18 protein-coding genes and 1 tRNA gene are annotated in these 18,539 nt (G+C 65.3%); 2 read left to right on the top strand and 17 right to left on the bottom strand.

Annotated elements, in window-relative coordinates:
* Window positions 1-15: 15 nt before the first annotated feature.
* Window positions 16-318: a hypothetical protein gene (locus E9229_RS10215; RefSeq protein ID WP_183511097.1), complete on the bottom strand. Its 303-nt coding sequence runs from the start codon at window positions 316-318 to the stop codon at window positions 16-18.
* Window positions 319-357: 39 nt separating this feature from the next.
* Window positions 358-543 (bottom strand): helix-turn-helix transcriptional regulator, encoded by a 186-nt coding sequence (locus tag E9229_RS19685; RefSeq protein ID WP_312855662.1) that lies wholly within the window; start codon window positions 541-543, stop codon window positions 358-360.
* Between the two features lie 122 nt (window positions 544-665).
* Here E9229_RS19685 and E9229_RS10205 point away from each other — a divergent pair, with 122 nt between their 5' ends.
* Window positions 666-1,199: a helix-turn-helix domain-containing protein gene (locus E9229_RS10205; protein ID WP_183511095.1), complete on the top strand. Its 534-nt coding sequence runs from the start codon at window positions 666-668 to the stop codon at window positions 1,197-1,199.
* A complete protein-coding gene (locus E9229_RS10200; protein ID WP_183511094.1) occupies window positions 1,186-2,322 on the top strand; it encodes a tyrosine-type recombinase/integrase in 1,137 nt (378 codons plus the stop codon). Before E9229_RS10205 ends, E9229_RS10200 begins: the two co-directional genes overlap by 14 nt.
* 61 nt (window positions 2,323-2,383) lie before the next feature.
* Here the strand turns inward: E9229_RS10200 and E9229_RS10195 are convergent.
* From E9229_RS10195 to E9229_RS10125, 15 genes are all read right to left on the bottom strand, one after another.
* Window positions 2,384-2,465 (bottom strand) — tRNA-Leu (locus E9229_RS10195).
* Window positions 2,466-2,639: 174 nt separating this feature from the next.
* Entirely contained in the window at window positions 2,640-4,013 is a 1,374-nt protein-coding gene (locus E9229_RS10190) for an NAD(P)/FAD-dependent oxidoreductase (RefSeq protein WP_183511093.1), read from the bottom strand.
* Window positions 4,014-4,090: 77 nt separating this feature from the next.
* Window positions 4,091-5,584: a S8 family serine peptidase gene (locus E9229_RS10185; RefSeq protein WP_183511092.1), complete on the bottom strand. Its 1,494-nt coding sequence runs from the start codon at window positions 5,582-5,584 to the stop codon at window positions 4,091-4,093.
* A gap of 29 nt (window positions 5,585-5,613) precedes the next feature.
* Complete coding sequence (locus E9229_RS10180) at window positions 5,614-6,579, bottom strand: Ppx/GppA phosphatase family protein (RefSeq protein WP_183511090.1); 966 nt, start codon at window positions 6,577-6,579, stop codon at window positions 5,614-5,616.
* Window positions 6,579-7,280 carry a DUF501 domain-containing protein gene (locus E9229_RS10175; RefSeq protein WP_312855661.1) on the bottom strand — a complete coding sequence of 234 codons (702 nt, stop codon included), beginning with the start codon at window positions 7,278-7,280 and terminating at the stop codon, window positions 6,579-6,581. The genes E9229_RS10180 and E9229_RS10175 overlap by 1 nt, the downstream gene beginning before the upstream one ends.
* A gap of 22 nt (window positions 7,281-7,302) precedes the next feature.
* The gene (locus E9229_RS19420; RefSeq protein ID WP_246380462.1) at window positions 7,303-8,160 is read right to left on the bottom strand and encodes an FtsB family cell division protein; all 858 of its coding nucleotides are present in this window, start codon (window positions 8,158-8,160) and stop codon (window positions 7,303-7,305) included.
* A gap of 140 nt (window positions 8,161-8,300) precedes the next feature.
* Window positions 8,301-9,581, bottom strand: a complete 1,281-nt coding sequence (eno, locus tag E9229_RS10165; RefSeq protein ID WP_183511088.1) for a phosphopyruvate hydratase — start codon at window positions 9,579-9,581, stop codon at window positions 8,301-8,303.
* A gap of 103 nt (window positions 9,582-9,684) precedes the next feature.
* Window positions 9,685-10,392: a MazG nucleotide pyrophosphohydrolase domain-containing protein gene (locus E9229_RS10160; protein WP_183511087.1), complete on the bottom strand. Its 708-nt coding sequence runs from the start codon at window positions 10,390-10,392 to the stop codon at window positions 9,685-9,687.
* Between the two features lie 93 nt (window positions 10,393-10,485).
* Window positions 10,486-11,676, bottom strand: a complete 1,191-nt coding sequence (locus E9229_RS10155; protein ID WP_183511086.1) for an adenosine deaminase — start codon at window positions 11,674-11,676, stop codon at window positions 10,486-10,488.
* 55 nt (window positions 11,677-11,731) lie between these two features.
* Entirely contained in the window at window positions 11,732-12,442 is a 711-nt protein-coding gene (locus E9229_RS10150) for a DedA family protein (RefSeq protein ID WP_183511085.1), read from the bottom strand.
* Between the two features lie 148 nt (window positions 12,443-12,590).
* Entirely contained in the window at window positions 12,591-13,901 is a 1,311-nt protein-coding gene (locus E9229_RS10145; RefSeq protein WP_183511084.1) for a thymidine phosphorylase, read from the bottom strand.
* A gap of 71 nt (window positions 13,902-13,972) precedes the next feature.
* The gene (locus E9229_RS10140) at window positions 13,973-14,383 is read right to left on the bottom strand and encodes a cytidine deaminase (RefSeq protein WP_183511082.1); all 411 of its coding nucleotides are present in this window, start codon (window positions 14,381-14,383) and stop codon (window positions 13,973-13,975) included.
* 12 nt (window positions 14,384-14,395) lie between these two features.
* On the bottom strand, window positions 14,396-15,700 hold the full coding sequence (locus E9229_RS10135; protein ID WP_183511081.1) for an ABC transporter permease: 1,305 nt from the start codon (window positions 15,698-15,700) through the stop codon (window positions 14,396-14,398).
* Complete coding sequence (locus E9229_RS10130) at window positions 15,697-16,944, bottom strand: ABC transporter permease (RefSeq protein ID WP_183511080.1); 1,248 nt, start codon at window positions 16,942-16,944, stop codon at window positions 15,697-15,699. The genes E9229_RS10135 and E9229_RS10130 overlap by 4 nt, the downstream gene beginning before the upstream one ends.
* The gene (locus E9229_RS10125; RefSeq protein WP_183511079.1) at window positions 16,941-18,521 is read right to left on the bottom strand and encodes an ABC transporter ATP-binding protein; all 1,581 of its coding nucleotides are present in this window, start codon (window positions 18,519-18,521) and stop codon (window positions 16,941-16,943) included. The genes E9229_RS10130 and E9229_RS10125 overlap by 4 nt, the downstream gene beginning before the upstream one ends.
* Between the last annotated feature and the right edge of the window lie 18 nt (window positions 18,522-18,539).

Below are 18,539 nucleotides of genomic sequence, written 5' to 3'. Positions count from 1 at the left end.
CTTTCAAGGAATTGGTTAGACGGCTTCGAAGTGGCTCTTGGCGGATTCAACTTCGGGGCCGTTTTCTTGCGTGCGGATAATCTGGGTGCCGCCTCCGTATTTGAAGGGGCTCCATCCCATCCGGCGAACGAATGAGACTTTTGGCGGATGAAGGATGCTGTGCCAACCGGACGGCAATTCCCGCTTGGACGTTTCTTCATCTCGGAATACCTGACGGGCTAAATACCTGGCCACTTTCTTCGCGTGGCCCCGGTCCTGCCTGAGGTACCCCTCAATCTCTCGGATATCGAGAGACCGGCTATCTTCGGTGATTGGCATGCTCTGCCACTCTCTTCCCCGGGCTTTGGCCCGATGGGTTTAGGTCTGGTTCTTGACGTTCTGCTCAAGCCATTCCTTGATATCGGAATCTCGGTATCGAACTGCTTTCCTACCGAGCTTCACGAACTTGGGACCGCTGCCCCGGTAGCGCATCTGCGCCAGACCCCCAACGGAAGTGCCAAGGTACTCTGCGACTTCCTCGGGCTTGTGGAGTAGGTCTTCCACGTTTCCTCCATTTCTTGCATCTCCACCTCCATCTTTAGAAGGTCCGTGATTAGCGTATGCCCATCGTGACGAACTGTCAAACATGGAGATGCGCCTCCATCTTTTGCATGTAGACTCTTCGTATGGCTGGACAAAAAATTGACATTGGCCCAAGCGGGCAGACCGTGGCTTTGAACCTAAAGCGGATGCGTGAAGCCCAAAAACTCACGTATACCGAAGTATCAAGAAAGCTTGAATCGATCGGACGGGCGATATCTCCGCTGGCCGTCCGCCGCATGGAGGACGGAGATCGACGTGTGGACGTGGACGATCTTGTCGCTCTGTCTGTCGCGTTGAACGTTGCGCCGGTGACGTTACTAATGCCAAATACCGACGCCCGCGATGAGACTGTCCAAATGACAGGGATAAGTGATCATGAAGCCGAGGAAGTGTGGAAGTGGGTTCGCGCTGACAGGAAACTTGGCGGTTCCTCCGACGCCAGAGAATTGATTGATTACATTCATCTCGTTACCCCGTCGTGGCGAAGCGAGGAATACATACAAGGCGCGATCCAATTAGCTGAGCTTGGACGAGCTGAGGTGAAGGCGAAGCAGGGCGACAGGGCGGAACTAGATTCCCTACTAACTGAGAATCGCGAAAATAATGGCAACGATTGAGTCCTACGTAACCCAATCTGGTAAGCGGTACATGGTCCGATATCGCAAGCCGGACCGCACCACCACCAAGAAGCGTGGATTCAGGACCAAGCGTGACGCCCAGGATTTCGCTGCAACAGTGGAAGTGTCCAAGCAGCGCGGCGAGTTCATCGACCCAACCGCGGCCAGAGCGATCGTGCGCGACCTCGGGCCAGACTGGCTGGAGCGTAAGCGGCAGCTGAAAGCATCATCCTTCCGACCACTGGAAATCGCCTGGCGGCTCTACGTCGAACCCACGTGGGGGAAGCGACCCATTTCGTCTATCCTCTACAGCGAGGTCCAGGCGTGGGTAACGACACTAACCGTTGGGGATCCGAAGGCAGAACCGCCGGTGAAGCCCAAATCAGCAACTACGGTAATACGGGCTTACGGCGTGCTGGCTGCGATCTTGGACGATGCGGTGAAGGACCGCCGGCTGCTGGCAAACCCGACTCGTGGCGTCGATCTTCCACGCAAGAAGAAGAAGGCCCATGTCTTCCTGAGCCATGAGCAGGTGCGCGATCTAGCCGACGCTTCAAAGTACCCTGCGCTGGTGCGTGTACTGGCTTACTGTGGCTTGCGGTGGGGTGAAGCCACCGCGCTGCGGGTGCAGGACGTAAACATGATCCGTCGACGGCTCGGGATCGAACAAAACGCCGTCGACGTCGCGGGGGAAATCATCGTGGGTACTCCGAAGAACCACAAAAAACGCTCGGTGCCATTCCCGGAATTCCTCGATGCCGCATTGGGCGAAGCATGCGAGGGCAAGCACCGCGAAGACCTAGTGTTCCCTGGACCCACGGGAACCTACCTTCGCTACACGGATATGCGGGAAGACAAGATGTCGTGGTTTGCATCTGCCGTGAAGAAGTCAGGTGTCCCCAGGATCACCCCGCACGACCTACGGCACACTGCTGCGAGCTTCGCCGTGAGTGCCAATGCCAACGTGAAGGCAGTTCAAAAAATGCTAGGGCACAGCTCCGCAGCAATGACGTTGGACGTGTATGCAGAACTGTTCGATGACGATTTGGACGGCGTGGCCATAGCCATGAATGACGCGGTTTCACGTCTAAGTGTGCCCAAAACGTGCCCAAAGACAGCATGAGGACAAAGCGAAAGGCTCCTACTCCCCCGTGATAACAGGGAAGTAGGAGCCTTTTCGTTTGTACCCCCAGTGGGACTCGAACCCACAAACCTTGCGGTGGCAGATTTTAAGTCTGCTGTGTATGCCAATTCCACCATAGGGGCCTGCACCTAATAGGTTACCGGATCGGGGATGCCCCGAGGCACACCCCCGCACCCGTGGCGCCGCGGTGTGCCGCAGAATTCCAGAAACCGCATTAAACGCCCGAAGGCGGTGATCGATTTTCATCGATCACCGCCTTCGGTGCCGGCGTGCCTATCGGGGCACCGGCGCGCTGGCTAGGCCTTGGGCTTCGGCGAGGCCGACTCCACGAACAGACCGCGCGGATTCTCCAGGTTGGAGATCTGCAGGGTGTCGCGCTGGAAGAGAAGCGCGGTGAACCAGCCACCGATGACGCGGAACTTGCGCTCAAAGGTCGGCATGGCCATGCCGTGGTAGCCGCGGTGGGCCATCCAGGCCGGCCAGCCCTTGAGCTTGATGCCCATGACCTTGGCGACGCCCTTGTTGGCACCGAAGCCGGCGACGGCACCGAGGTTCTTGTGCTTGTAGTTCTTCACACGGCCCACGCCGTAGCGCACCGCGTAGAGGTTGTGCGCGAGCAGCTTGGCCTGGCGCACCGCGTGCTGCGCGTTGGGCACGCAGGTGCCGTCGGGCAGTCCGCCGGTGACATCGGGCACTGCCGAGACGTCGCCTGCGGCCCAGGCACCCTCGATGGCGTTTCCGTCTTCACCGGTGATGCGCAGGTCGGTGCCGGTCATCACGCGGCCGCGGGCCTCGATCGGGAAGTCGGTGGAGCGAACCATCGGGTTGGCCATGACGCCGGCGGACCAGATCAGGGTGTCCGACTCGAAGGTCTCGGCCGGGGATTTGTCGGCCATGTTGATCAGCTGCATCACGCCACCCTCGGCGTTGGACAGCGAGGTGTTCAGCAGAACCTCGATGCCACGGCTGCGCATGTGGTCGACAACCCAGAGCGCCTGGTCCTCGGTGACCTCGGGCATGATGCGGCCCATGGCCTCCACCATGACGAAGCGCAGGTCCGCGTGCTCGAGGCGGTCGTTCTTCTTGACGGCCGCGCGGGCCATGTCCTCGATCTCGGTGATCGTTTCGATACCGGCGAAGCCGCCGCCGACCACGGTGAAGGTCAGTGCGCGTGCCTTGGCGACCGGATCGGTCATCAGCGAGGCGGACTCGATGCGCTCGAGGACCTTGTTGCGCAGTGCAACGGCTTCCTCGATCGACTTCAGGCCGATGCCCTGCTCGGCGAGGCCCGGGATCGGGAAGGTGCGTGTGATCGCGCCGGCTGCCATGACGACATCCTGGTACGGGAGCTCGAACGGCTCGCCCACGGCGGGAACAATGACGGCCTTCTTGTTGGCGTGGTCGATCGCCGTGACGCGGCCGGTGATCAGCTCGGCCTGCTTCAGGTGCTGGCGGTGCGAGACGGTTACGTGGCGGGGCTCGATCTGGCCGCCGGCGACCTCGGGCAGGAAGGGCTGGTAGGTCATGTACGGCAGCGGGTCGACGACGGTGACGATGCCACCGTGGGCCTTGACCTTTTTCTGCAGGTTCATGGCGACGTAAAGGCCGACGTATCCGCCTCCGACGACGAGGATGCGCGGGCGCTCAGAAAGCTTGGGAGTGATAGGCATGAATCCATCATAGCCACAAAACCACCCTTTGTGAAAATCTTCACTAACTCTGCGGAGTGTGCTTTCACACACCCCGCTCAGCGCTCGGGCAGGTCGTCGAAGATGTCCCGGGCCCCGGAATCGCCGCGTAGTTTCAGCGAAGCGAGGCTGTCCTCTTCCACGGTGCGCGACGCCGCGGCCTCACGCGCAAGGGCCCTCCGGGTCCTGGAAATGCTCCAGCCCCCGGCGCCTCCGACCAGGACCAGCAATCCGCCGAAGCCCAACACCATCCCGGCAGACAGAGCCTGGTTAGCTGGAACCGGGGCCACCGGTCCGGGAGCCGCGACCACGGGAACGGTGGAGATTTCGGAGGGGATCGCCGGGTTGGCCGACTCCTGCTCCGGTGCGGTGTTCTCGCGCCGGTGCACCCTGATCCATTCGGCCATGGTGTTCGACGGGTTGGGTGCCATTTCGGGCACATTGGCCGTCAGTGCCGCGTAGGCGTCCAGCAGCCCATGTCCGTAGAGGTTGTCAACGCCGGGCTTGCCCGCGTCCTTCGCCGTGGAAAGCACCCGGTTGATCACCTGCGGCGCCTTCATGTCCGGATATTTGGAGCGGATCAACGCGACGACGCCGGACACCAGCGGCGCAGCACCCGAGGTGCCCGACCAGTCGGCGTAGCCGCCACCGGGCAGCCCGCCCACGAGGGGTTCTGCGGGCGCCGAAACACCGATGCTGATTCCCTCGGTCGAGGAGTCGACGCTCGCCTGGCCGTCCTTGTCCACACCGGCCACGGTCAGCACGCCGGGAATCGTCGCCGGGGCGCCGACCTGGGCCATGCCACCGGCCCGGTTCCCCGCCGCGACCACCACGACCACGTCCTTCTCCTCCGCGTACTTGAATGCGTCATCCCAACTCACAGGCCATTCGGGGCGGGTGGAACCGAGCGACATGTTGATGACCTTCGCGCCGCTGTCGACGGCCCAGCGCACCGCGTGGGGAATCTGTTCCTCTACCGACATGCCCTCCGGATTATCAGACCCCAGCCATAGCGAGGCGCTGAGCAGCTCGGCCTCGGGAGCTACTCCCATGACACCTGCGGGTCCGGCCGCCGGTGCCGGGATCTCCACCGGATCCGGCTCGAGCGGAGGCTCCTCGTCGTTCTCCTTCGCGTCCTTGACCGCACGCTCATAGGCGATCTGCTGCTGTTCGGCCTCGGCTTCGGCCTTGTCGATGTCCGCGCCGTTGTTACCCCGGCCAGCCAACAGCGTGGCTACCAGCGTGCCGTGCTCGGGCAGCGGGCCCACGGGCTTGGTCCCGGTGACGTTGCCGGCCTTGGAGAAGTCCCGGCCGCCGACCACTACGCCGAGCAGGTCCGGGTGGGTATCGTCGATGCCGGTATCGATCACGGCGACCTTCACCCCGGCGCCCTTGCTGACCCCCCAGGCCCGCTCGATACCGTAGTCCTCGAGCCAGTACTGCCCGTCCCTGACATGGTCGGCATGTGCGGCAGCCGCCGTACCCAGGATGCCGCCAGCGCATAGTCCTGCGGACAGCACGAAGCCGGCCAAGCGGTTCAGCTTTTTACCCATCGGGGTGGTCTCCTGCCGGTGGTAGTTGCTCAGGGGCTTGGCAGGGACTCGACGAGGCCCAACGCAATGCCGTCAAGAATATCGTGCTCTGATGTAAGCGCGCTGGTGATTCTGCCACCGCTTCGGGCGGCGACCTGCTCGAGCAGGCCCTTCCAGATCAGGGCGCCGGCGCCGATCACATCCACCCGGCCCGGGTGCATGAAGCCGTAGGCCGAACGCTCGGACCGGTTGGCTGCCAGCAATTCAGCGGCCGATCCGGCAATGGTCTCCAGCGGAAGTTCAGCACCGTGGATGGCGGCCGAGTCGTACGCCTCGAGTCCCAGGCCATGGGCCGTCAGCGTGGTGATGGTCCCCGCAACGCCGATGATCCGCACGGCCTGCTCCACCGGGACCACGGCAAAGGCCTCCTCGAGACGGGCGGTGATCTCCGCCTCGGCCTCGGAGATCTCGCTGGCCGTGGGTGGATCCGAGCGCAGAAAGCGTTCGGTGTGGCGCACGCAGCCCATGTCGAGGCTGATCGAGGCAAGTACTCCATCGGCATCACCCAGAACCAACTCGGTCGAGCCGCCACCCAGGTCAACGACCAATACGGTCTCTCCGGGTCCCGGTGGCGCAACTGAAACGGCCCCGGCGAAGGACAGCGCTGCCTCTTCGGTGCCGGGAACCACCTCGGGCTCGATGCCCAGCCGCTCCCGCACGCCGTCGATGAAGACTTGGCGGTTCGAGGCGTCGCGGGTGGCCGATGTGGCAACGAAACGCACAGCAGTGGCCCCGTGCCCGGCGATCATGCCCGCGTATTCATCGACGGCCGCGAAGGTACGGTTCAATGCCTCCTCGGCGAAGGCGCCAGTGGCGTCGACGCCCTGGCCCAGGCGCACGATGCGCATTTCACGCACCACGTCCACCAGCACCACGCCGGCGTCCTCATGGTGTGCGTCGGCGATGAGCAGACGAATTGAGTTGGTTCCGCAGTCGATTGCCGCGATGCGGGGCATCAGCCCTCCTGCCCGGCTGCCTCGGCCGCTTCGCGGGCGGCACGAGCGGCCGCGCGTTCACGCTTCTTGGTTTCCGGATCCCCGGCCTGGGTCTTCACGTGGCGGCTGCGGTCCCGGATCGGGGCCTCGCCCTCGGTGTCCCAGGCGCCTGCGCACCGGCAGACCTCGGGGGTCCACCATTCGGCGATGGCCGCCAGCGCACGGTCACCGAGCGGGTTCACACCCGGTCCGGCTGCCAGCGAGTGGCCGACCAGCACGTGCAGGCACTTGACGCGGGTGGGCATTCCGCCGGCGGAGACGCCGGCGATTTCCGGCACCTCGCCGGTTCCGGAGCGTTCCCCGATCGCGTCGCGGACGGCGAGGTAGTGATCGTGGGCCGAGGCGTAGGCTGCCGCCAATGCGGCATTGGCACCCAGCTCCTCGTTCATCTCGTTCATCACGCCGGCTGCCTCGAGCCGAGAAACGGCGGCCGTGATCACCGGGTGGGTCAGGTAGTACGTGGTCGGGAACGGGATCCCGGAGGACAGCCGTGGCGCCGTGGTGGCAACCAGCGGGTTTCCGCACACGCAGCGGGCCCCGATCTCCACGACGTCGCGGACCGGGCGGTTCAGCTGCCGGCTGAGCGTCTCGAGGTCGGACTCGCTGGGCACGCGGGCTGCCGCGTCGAGTGCTTCGTGGTGCTTGGGCTGCGTGGTGGCCACCGCAGGGTCCTCCTGGTTCGTTTTAATCCGTGGCGGCGCGCTGGACGGTGTCCCACAGTGCGTCGACCCACGGCAGATCCGTACGGACCTGTTCGGGGCTCTCATTGACCGGTTCGGCCTCTGGGCTGGTTGCCGAGGAGCCAATCACCATGTAATTGCGCTCGCCCGGCATCACCAAGTTTATGCGATCGCGGGCCTGCTGCTTGATATACAACGGATCGTCCCAGCGGGCTATCTGGTCCTTGAGTTCCTGTTGCTCAACCTGCTTGTCCGCGATCGAGGCGCGCAGGTCGCTGATTTCGGCGCGCTGACGCGTGTAGATGCCGATGGTGGGCACCAGCATCACGGCAAATACCGCCAGCACCAGCGAGAGCACGAGCAGTCGTCCGGAGAAGCTGCGGGCCGGAATCGGTTTCGAATCCTCGGTGTTGGCCTTGCCCTTGAGCTTCGGTTCCACCGGTTCGCTGCCGTGCGGAGCACGGATGGCGCCCGAGAGCATGGTCCGGTCATCGGAACGGCGCTGGGAGGCGGTCGGCCGCTGCCTCGGGGCCTGGGCTTTGGGCGGGACAGGGAACTTGGCCGGCGCCTTGGCCGGCGTCTTGGTCTTGGGCTTGGTGTTGGGCGTCTGCGCCTTGAGCTTGAGCGGAAGCTTGGCCGGGGCCTGGGGTGTGGATCGGCGCCTGGCCGGGTTCGATGCCGACCGGCGGTTCTCTGGAATGGCGCCCATCGCCACGACCTTCGGTGCCTGGAGAGGGTTCACAGGCTGCGGATCCGCCGGGAGGGGCGTGACGGGTGTCGACTCGGCGGAGCGTCCGCTGCGCGGCGCCGCCGAAGAGGGGCGGCCGCCATTGCGCGGCATCGGTGGGCGTCTCTCGGCCATGGAACTGTTGCCCCTCTCCCGGCCACTCACCTGCCGGCGGCGGCCGCTCCTGAAAAATCCGATTCACTGAGGCACCAAACGAACAGTGAGGGGAACCGTTGAACGGTTCCCCTCACGAGACTACGCGTTATTCTTCGTGCTTAGGCAACGAAACGCGGGAAGGCGCCACGGCCGGCATACACTGCCGCATCACCGAGTTCCTCTTCGATGCGCAGCAGCTGGTTGTACTTGGCAACGCGCTCGGAGCGGGCCGGGGCACCGGTCTTGATCTGACCTGCGTTGGTTGCAACGCAGATGTCGGCGATCGTGGTGTCCTCGGTTTCGCCGGAGCGGTGCGAGGTGATGGTGGTGTAACCGGCACGCTGGGCCATGGACACGGCGTCCATGGTCTCGGTCAGCGAGCCGATCTGGTTGACCTTCACCAGCAGCGAGTTGGCCGTTGCCGTCTTGATGCCGCGGGCCAGGCGCTCCGGGTTGGTGACGAACAAGTCATCGCCGACCAGCTGGACCTTGGCACCGATGGCGTCGGTCAGCGTCTTCCAGCCGTCCCAGTCGTCCTCGTCCAGCGGGTCCTCGATGGAGACCAGCGGGAAGTCGGCCACGAGCTGGGCGTAGTAGTCGCTCATCTCCTGGGCGGTGCGGGTCTGGCCCTCGAAGGAATAGGCACCGTCATTGAAGAATTCCGAGGAGGCGACGTCCAGTGCCATGGCGATATCGGTGCCCGGGGTGTACCCGGCGCGGGTGATCGCCTCGGTGATCAGTTCCAATGCGGCGCGGTTGGAGGGCAGGTTCGGGGCGAAGCCGCCCTCGTCGCCCAGGCCGGTGGACAGGTTCTTTTCCTGCAGCACCGCCTTGAGCGAGTGGTAGACCTCGACGCCCCAGCGCAAACCCTCGGAGAAGGTCGTTGCGCCGATCGGGGCGATCATGAATTCCTGGATGTCGACATCCGAGTCGGCGTGGGAGCCGCCATTGAGGATGTTCATCAGCGGAACCGGCAGTACGTGGGCGTTCGGGCCACCCAGGTACTTGTACAGCGGCAGGTTCGAGGACTCGGCCGCCGCGTTGGCCACTGCCAGCGAAACACCCAGGATGGCGTTGGCACCGAAGCGGGACTTGTTGGCCGTGCCGTCGAGCTCGATCATCTCGGAGTCGATGGCGCGCTGGTCGGTGGCGTCCATGCCGATGAGGGCATCCTGGATCTCGTCGAGTACCGATTCAACGGCACCGAGCACGCCCTTGCCCAGGTAGCGGGACATGTCGCCGTCGCGGCGCTCGGCCGCTTCGAAGGCACCGGTGGAGGCACCGGAGGGAACTGCGGCGCGGCCCATTGCCCCGTCGGAGAGCAGAACTTCAACCTCGACGGTCGGATTGCCGCGGGAATCGAGGATCTCGCGGGCGTGGATGGCATCGATCAAGGCCATGGGAAGGTACTCCTTCAAGTGGGGATGTGCGGGTCGATGTGCTCTGCGGGCAGGCACCATTGCCTGCCTATAGCCTAGCGCGGCCGGGGCCGGGTTGCCCAAGTCATGAAGCGGGGTTGCCCGGTGTTCCCGCCAGCGCCCGCGCCACGGCACCGCGCAGTGCCGCCTCGGCGTCCAGTCCGGCGCCGCGCGCGGCGGCGGCAACTGCCAGCAGGTGATCTCCCAGCGCCTCCTCGGAGGCCAGCACCGCGGCGGAACGTTCCCCCAGCTCGCGTGCGGCGGCAGCGGGCTCCAACCCGGCCGGCAGCCTGGCATCGGCCGCTCGGTCGATCCTCGACAGCGCCTTCTGGGCGAGCATCAGTGCCGGAAGGTTCCGCGGCAGCCCGGCCGTCGGTGCGGGGACGGCCGATGGTGCCTCCCCGCCGGCCTTCTCGGCGGCCTTGGCGGCGTCCCAGGAGGCGATGATCTCGGCGGTCGAGCTCGGGAAGGATCCACGCAGCGTCCCCTCGGGCGTGAAGACGTGGGTGTTGCGGCGGATCATCTTCGCGGACAGGGTGTCGGCCACGTCGTCGAAGTCGAAGGCCCCGCGTTCGCGGGCGATCGCCGCATGCAGGACGACCTGGAGCAGGACGTCTCCCAGCTCCCCGCGCAGCTCGGCATCGGGATGCCGGTCCTCGACCGCTTCGAGAAGTTCGTAGCATTCCTCCACGAGGTAGGTCATCAGGTCCCGGTGGGTCAGCGCGTGGGTCCAGGCACAGTGCTCACGCAGCGCACCGATGATCCAGATCAGCCTGTCGGTGCTGGCGCTCATTTTCTGGGGTTCTCCTTCAACTAGTTTCGCCGGCCAAGCACCGATGCCCGCCGTCCCGGGATGCGGGGCGGCGGGCATCGGTGGTCTCGGGACCTAGTCCTGGTCCTCGCCGTCCTCGTACTCTTCGTCGTCCTCGTCACCGAGCTCGGCGTAGGCATCGTTGATGTACTCGACGAGCAGTTCGCGCTCCTCCAGCGGCAGGAACGCCGCCTCTGCGGCGTTGAGCGTGAATTCGAGCAGGTCGTCGAGGTCATAGTCGAAGGCCTCCACGAGTAGTTCGAACTCGTCCGAGAGCGTGGTGCCGCTCATCAGCCGGTTGTCCGGGGAGATGGTGACGGTGAAGCCCGTCTGGTAGAGCAGGTCGATCGGGTGCGATTCGATGCCTTCCCCGAACTCGGCCGTGGCGCCGGTCTGCAGGTTCGAGGACGGGCAGATCTCCAAGGCGATGCCGCGGTCGCGGACCCAGTTGGCGACCGGGCCCAGGGTGACCAGTCCGGTGTCCTCGTCGACGTCCTGCCCGTCGTCATCGGTTCCGCCGAATTCGATCTCGATGTCCTCGGCGATGCGCACGCCGTGGCCCAGGCGCTGTGCCCGGCCGGTGACGATGGCATCGACGATGGAATCCAGGCCAGCGGCCTCGCCGGCATGCACCGTGGTCGGGAACATGTTCTGTGCCAGCAGGTCGAAGGCCTCCTTCAGCCGCGCGGGCGGGAAGCCGGCCTCGGCGCCGGCGATGTCGAAGCCGACGACGCCGCGGCTGCGGTGGCGCAGCGCGAGCTCGGCGATCTCCACGCCGCGGTCGGCATGGCGCATGGCGGTGATCAGCTGGCCGACCTGGATCGGGCGGCCGGTTTCCTTGACCGCTTCGACGCCCTCGGTCAGGCCCTGCTGGACCGCTTCGACGACGTCGTCCAGGGACAGGCCGCGGCTCAGGTGCTGCTCCGGGGCCCAGCGGACCTCGCCGTAGATGACTCCGTCATCGGCCAGGTCCTGAACGAATTCACGGGCAACGCGGATCAGGGCTTCGCGGGTCTGCATCACGGCAAGGGTGTGGTCGAACGTTTCCAGGTAGCGCTCGAGCGATCCGGAGTCCGCCGATGCGCGGAACCATTCGCCCAGTGCCACCGGATCGGTGGTGGGAAGCTCGTGGCCGACCTCGGCGGCCAGCTCCACGATGGTGGCCGGTCGCAGGCCCCCATCAAGGTGGTCGTGCAGCGATACCTTGGGCAGGCTGCGGAAGTCGAACTCGGGGTCATATGCGGTAAGGATCAGCTCTTCAGTCACGCTTCACAGCCTACTGGTGATCGGGGCCCGGCGACACCGCCACGCGATTCCCGGTTCAGCTGCCGGTGCCGGGTTCGATGATGTCCCCCGGGATCGTGATCGGCGTCTTCTTGCGTTCGGCAGCCTCGGCCTCGCGCAGGTGCGAGTAGGTGTCCGCCTCGGTGTCCTGGCCCAGGCGCTTGAGCACCAGCGTGATCACCCGGTCGATGAGGAATCCCATGATGATCGCCAGCACGATGGAAATGCCGATCCCCAGCAGCTGGTTGTCGTGGAACCATTTCCCGGCCAGTGCCCCGATCGCCACCGAGTACCCGGACCACGTCAGGCAGCCGATCACGTCGAGCACGGTGAAGCGACGGATCGAGAAGTTCGTCGCACCGGCGGTGAAGTTCACCGCGACGCGACCCACCGGGATGTAGCGGGCCGTGAAGATCAGCAGCGCCCCGCGTTTCATCAGTTCATGCGAGGCGAAGGCGAAGAGCTTCCGCGATCGGCGGGTGCGCATCCAGCCGAAGCGTTCGGTGCCGATCCGCCGGCCCAGCCGGTAGGCGATCTGGTCCCCGCTGATGGCGCCCAGCGCGCCGACCAGTGCCAGGAGGAACATGTTCGGCGTTCCGGTACCCACCGCCACGGAGGCCAGGGCAACCAAAAGGGTCTCGCTGGGCAGGATCGGCAGCATCCCGTCAATGAGGCAGAAAATGTACACCACGGGCAGGATCCACCACGCATTAGATGCGTGGTGGATCGCTTCGTTAATGACATCCACGGGGTACCGGCTTCCTGCGCAAAGTGTTGATGGTTTTTCTCGGGGGTGCTGCCCTTCCATTCTCGATCATGCCAGGCACTTTTGACCTCCACCCCCGGGATGATTCAGGGGTCAATCAGGGTCATCCCCCGGCGCCGGAGCCGCACCGTTACTCGGCTATGCGCTCCAGGATCAGTTGCTGGCCGCTGCGGCTGCCCTCCGGGGCGATGGTCGCAGCACCTTCGAGCACGTTCCTGGCCCGTTCGAAGCGCTCGGGCGTGTCGGTGAGCATGGTCAGCAGCGGCTGGCCGCGACGCACCACGTCCCCGGGCTTGGCGTGCATGAGCACTCCGGCCCCGGCCTGCACCGGATCCTCGCGGCGCGCCCTGCCGGCTCCCAGCCGCCAGGCGGCGACACCGACATCCATTGCATCAAGTGCGCTGAGCACCCCGTCGGCCTGCGCGTACAGCACCTCTGATTCCCGGGCCACCGGCAGCGCGGCATCCGGATCTCCGCCCTGGGAGCGGATCATGCGCCGCCACACGTCCATGGCCCGGCCGTCTTTCAGCGCTGAAGCCACGTCCACGTCGGTCATCCCGACGGCGGCGAGCATCTCGGTGGCCAGTGCGACGGTCAGCTCGACCAGATCGGCGGGTCCGCCGCCGGCAAGCACCTCAATCGACTCGGCCACCTCTATCGCGTTGCCGGCGGTGCGCCCCAGGGGCGTGTCCATGTTGGTCAGCAGCGCCACGGTCCGGACCCCGGCGTCCTGGCCCAGGGCCACCATGGTGGTTGCCAGCTCGCGGGCCTGGGCCAGATCCTTCATGAACGCGCCCGAGCCGACCTTCACATCGAGCACCAGCGCCCCGGTGCCCTCGGCGATCTTCTTGCTCATGATCGAGGAGGCGATCAGCGGGATGGCCTCCACCGTCCCGGTGACGTCGCGCAGTGCATAGAGCTTCTTGTCCGCCGGGGCCAGCCCGGAACCGGCCGCACAGATCACGGCGCCGCAGTCGGAGAGCTGGGCCATCATCGCCTCGTTGGACAGGTGGGCCCGCCAGCCGGGGATCGACTCGAGCTTATCCAGGGTGCCACCGGTGTGCCCCAGTCCCCGGCCCGAGAGCTGCGGGACGGCCACCCCGAACGCCGCGACCAGCGGGGCCAGCGGCAACGTGGTCTTATCCCCCACGCCGCCGGTGGAGTGCTTGTCGGTGGTGAGTTTGGCCGTCCCGTCGGCATTGCGCAGCGACGAGAAGTCCATGCGCTCGCCCGAGTTGATCATCGCCGTGGTCCAGCACGAGATCTCCGCCCGGTCCATGCCGTTGAGCAGGATGGCCATGTTCAGCGCGGCCATCTGTTCCTCGGCTATCACCCCGCGGGTATAGGCGTCGATGGTCCAGTCGATCTGTGCTGCAGACAGTACCCCGCGGTCGCGCTTGATGCGGATGATCTCGACGGCGTCGAAGGCTTCGGTGCTCATGGTGGGGGGCCTTTCACGAGGTGGTAAATGAGGTCGGGCGCCGGACCAGTGGTCCGGCGCCCGGTGGATCGCTAGGTGATGTTCAGCCGGTCTGGCCCGAAGGCGTCGGGAAGCATCTGGTCCATGGTCCTGATGCCCGAAGCGGTCATCAGCACCATGCCGGGAGCCCGGTGTTCGTGCAGCAGCTGCCGGCAGCGCCCACAGGGCATCAACACGTTGCCCGCCCCGTCGACACAGTAGAAGGCGCGGATCCGCCCGCCGCCGCTCATGTACAGCGCCCCGACGAGCGTGCACTCGGCACAGAGCGTCACGCCGTAGGCTGCGTTTTCCACGTTGCAGCCGGAGACCACGCGTCCGTCCTCGGTCAGTGCCGCGGCGCCGACGTTGAATTTCGAGTACGGCGCGTAGGCGCGTCCCATGGCGTTGGTGGCAGCAACGCGCAGCTGCTCCCACGTCGCCTCGTTGATTGGTTCCGAAACCATCGGGCTATCCACCTATTCCTTCACATAGGGTTCGCCGGAGGCGGCGGGTCCGCGGGACTTGCCGACCAGGCCGGCGACGGCGAAGATCGTCACCACGTACGGCAGCATCGCCATGAACTGGCTCGGAACCGCGGTTCCGGCCTGGCCCAGCACGTATTGCAGGTTGGTGGCGAAGCCGAAGAGCAGGGCAGCGAAGAACGCACCGATCGGGTTCCAGCGACCGAAGATCAACGCGGCCAGGGCGATGAAGCCGGCACCGGCAGTCATGTCCTTGCTGAACTGGCTGACCGAGACCAGCGTGTAGTAGCTGCCGCCGAGGCCGGCGATGGCTCCGCCGATCAGCACGTTGTTCACGCGGACGCGGTTGACCTTGATGCCCACCGTGTCGGCCGCCTTCGGGTGCTCGCCGACGGCCCGCACGCGCAGGCCCCAGCGGGTCTTGTACAACGCAAACCAGACGGCTCCGACCGCCACGAACATCGCATAGCCCAGCAGCGTCTGGTCAAAGAGCAGCGGGCCGATGACCGGGATGTCTGACAGGCCGGGGATGGCCAGGGATTTGAGCCGCGGGGGCGAATTCAGCGCGTCGGCGTTCGGTGCCAGCAGCGTGCCGAAGAAGAAGGCCGTGAGGCCCGAGACCAGCACGTTCAACACCACGCCGACGATGATCTGGTTGACCATGTATTTGATGGCGAAGAGTGCCAGCAGGGCCGAGACGACCACACCGCCCACGGCGGCGCAGATCATGGCCACATAGACGTTCTGGCTGATCGAGCCACCCACCGCGGCGGCGAAGGCGCCGAGCAGCAGCTGGCCCTCGATGGCGATGTTCACCACGCCGGAGCGTTCGGCGAACACGCCGGACAGCGAGCCGAAGACCATCGGCAGTGCCAGTGCAAGCGAGCCTCCCAACAGCGTGACCAGCGAGATGTTCGGGTTGTTTGCCGTGCCGACGACCCAGATCAGGAACGCGACCAGGAATACTGCCCCGTAGGACAACGCCAGCCAGCCGGGGTTCTTCCTTCCGGCGCGGGCGTTCAGCAGGGCCAGGACGGCTCCAGCGATCAGCACGATCGCAAGGATCCAGCCGGCAGCCGCCGCGGGAATGACCAGCGGTGCCATCTCGATCTTGTCGCCGGGTCCGGAAAGCCTGAAGGTGGCGGTCGAGTGGGGGGCGCTGATCGCAAAGACCAGCAGTGCGATCAGGGCGCCGATGGAGTAGCCGATGGCCGGCTTCCAGTCGAGTTCAGTTGCCGCTGCCGTCCCTTGGCGGCGGCGGCCGGTGACCTTCTTGGTGCGCTGTTTGGTGTCGTTCACAGGGTGCTCCCGGTGGTCACTGCGGCGCTTGGAGGCGTCGGTTCGGTATCGTCGGGGGTTTTCTTGGCCGGTTTGCGCTTGCGCGCGTTCATGCCGAAGATCGAGCGCACCAGTGGAGGTGCGGCGATGAAGAGCACGATCAGCGACTGGACCACCAGCACGATGTCGATCGGCGTTCCGGTCTGGGTTTGCATGGCCACTCCGCCGGAGCGGAAGGCCCCGAAGAGCAGTGCAGCTGCAAGTACGCCCAGCGGACGCGAGCGGCCCAGCAGCGCGACGGTGATCGCGTCGAAGCCAATGCTTGCAGCGACGCTGCCTTCGACGAAGTGTTCGGTGCCGTTGACCTGCGCGGCGCCCGAGAGCCCGGCCAGGGCACCGGCGATGACCATCGCCAGGACAATGGCCCGGGTGGTGTTGATGCCGGCGGTGCGTGCCGCCGAGGCATTGGCACCGACCGCCTTGAGCTCGAACCCGGTGGTGGAGCGTTCAAGCAGCCACCAGACGCCCCAGACGGCAAGCAACGCGATGATCAGTCCGAAGTGGGTCCTGAAATCGGGGCCGAAGATCAGCGGGTAGGTGCCCGACTCGTTGATGGGTCGGCTGACCGGGTCGTTGGAACCGGCGCGCTGCATCATCGGGGTGCTCAGCAGGAACGCGAGCAGGTAGATGGCGACGTAGTTGAGCATGATCGTCAGGATCACCTCGTGGGCGCCGGTGCGGGCCTTGAGCACGCCGACGATCCCGCCCCAGAGTGCACCTCCGAGTGCCGCGGCGATGATGATGAGCAGGATGTGCAGCGGCCAGGGCAGGTTCAGCGTGAAGCCGATGTATCCGGCAAGCGTTGCACCGATAATCAGCTGGCCCTGGGCACCGATGTTGAACAGGCCCGCCCGGAATGCCAGTGCGACGCCCAGTGCGGCAGTGATCAGCGGCGTGGCCATGGTCAGGGTCTCGGTGATCGGTTTGATCATGCCCGTGAACGTGTCGGCCCGGTAGTCGAAGATCGCCCCGCGGAACATCGCGGCGTAGGCGCCGGAAGCTGCCTCCCAAGCTGCGGCGAGCATGTCCATCGGGGCGGCGAAGAAGTACTTCGAAGCGGCGATGGTCGCCTCGTCGGTGATGGCGATCAGGATGCCGCCGACGATCATCGACAGGACGATGGCCAGGAACGAGACAACGGCGCTGGAGGTGCGTATCCGCTCCCCCAGACCCGGCCCGGCCTTTTCGGTGGTGGTGGTGCTCATGCGATGCCTCCCGGCAAGGTCGGGCGCTGTTCTGTGGTGTGCTCGCCGGGCTCGGCCGCGACCTGCGCCAAGGCCTCCTCGGCGCTGGTGCCGGCCATCATGAGGCCCAGCACCTCTCGACTGGTGTTGCCCGGGACAATCCCCATCAGTTCTCCGTGGAAGAGCACTGCAATGCGGTCACCCAGCTCCCTGACCTCGTCGAGTTCGGTGGAAACGATGATCACAGGGGTACCGGAGTCGCGCTCGGCAAGGATCCGGCGGTGCAGGAACTCGATGGACCCCACGTCGACGCCGCGCGTGGGCTGCGAGGCGATGAAGAGCTCGAGCGGGCGCGAGAATTCGCGCGCCAGTACGACCTTCTGCTGGTTACCGCCGGACAACGTCGAGATGAGCGATTGCGCGGAACCGGCACGGACGTCGTACTCGGCGACCTTTTCCACGGCGGACGCGGCGATCTTGGCCGGTTTCAGGGCCAATCCCTTGGACATGGGGGCCCGGTCATAGCGGTTCAGGACCAGGTTGTCGGCAATGCTGAAGGAGCCGATCAGCCCGTCCGTGCTGCGGTCCTCCGGGACGTACCCGACGCCGGCGTTGATGATCTGTTTGACGCTGCGGCCCAGCAGTTCGTTCCCGTCGAGCAGGATCGAGCCGGTGGCCTTTTCACGCAGGCCCATGATGGCCTCGACCAGTTCGGTCTGGCCATTGCCCTGGACACCGGCGACGGCGAGGATCTCACCGGCATGGACGTCGAAGGAGACATGGTCCACTGCGGGCACGCCGTTTTCGTGGCGCACCAGCAGGTTGCGGATCTGCAGCTTCGCTTCCCCGGGAACTGCCTGGGTGCGGCCGAGCGAAAGCTCGACCGAACGACCGACCATCAGCGATGCGAGTTCCGTGACGGGGGCGTCGGGGTTGGCTGTGCCCACTACCTTGCCGCGGCGGATCACGGTGATCTTGTCGGAGACCTCCTTGACCTCGCGCAGCTTGTGCGAGATGAAGATGATCGAGGTACCGGCGGCAGTCAGCTGGCCGATGATCGAGATCAGTTCGTCGGTTTCCTGCGGCGTCAGCACGGCGGTCGGCTCATCGAGGATCAGCAGGTTCGCGTTGCGAACCAGCGCCTTGATGATTTCCACGCGCTGCTGCACGCCGACCGGGAGGTCCTCGACCAGCGCATCGGGATCGACGTCGAATCCGTAGCGGTCGGAGATCTCGCGGATGGCCTTGCGGGTCTCCTCGAGTTTCAGGAAGCCGGCGACACCCGTCTTCTCGTTGCCCAGGGCGACGTTTTCGGCGACAGTGAACACCGGGATCAGCATGAAGTGCTGGTGCACCATGCCGATGCCGGCTGCCATGGCGTCACCGGGGCCCTTGAAGACCACAGGTTCACCGTCGATCAGGATCCGGCCCTCGGTGGGTTCGTAGAGTCCGAAAAGCACATTCATCAGGGTCGACTTGCCGGCCCCATTCTCACCGAGGAGACAGTGGACCTGTCCCGGTTCGACCACGAGGTCGATATGGTCGTTGGCCACGAATCCGTCGAAGGACTTAGTGATCCCTTGCAGTTCCAATTTCATGCCGATTTTCCGCCCTGG

Source organism: Paeniglutamicibacter cryotolerans, from assembly GCF_014190875.1.
Classification (GTDB): Bacteria; Actinomycetota; Actinomycetes; order Actinomycetales; family Micrococcaceae; genus Paeniglutamicibacter; species Paeniglutamicibacter cryotolerans.
The sequence above is the reverse complement of the archived record's forward strand: the minus strand, read 5'-3'. Positions and strand labels throughout refer to the sequence as shown.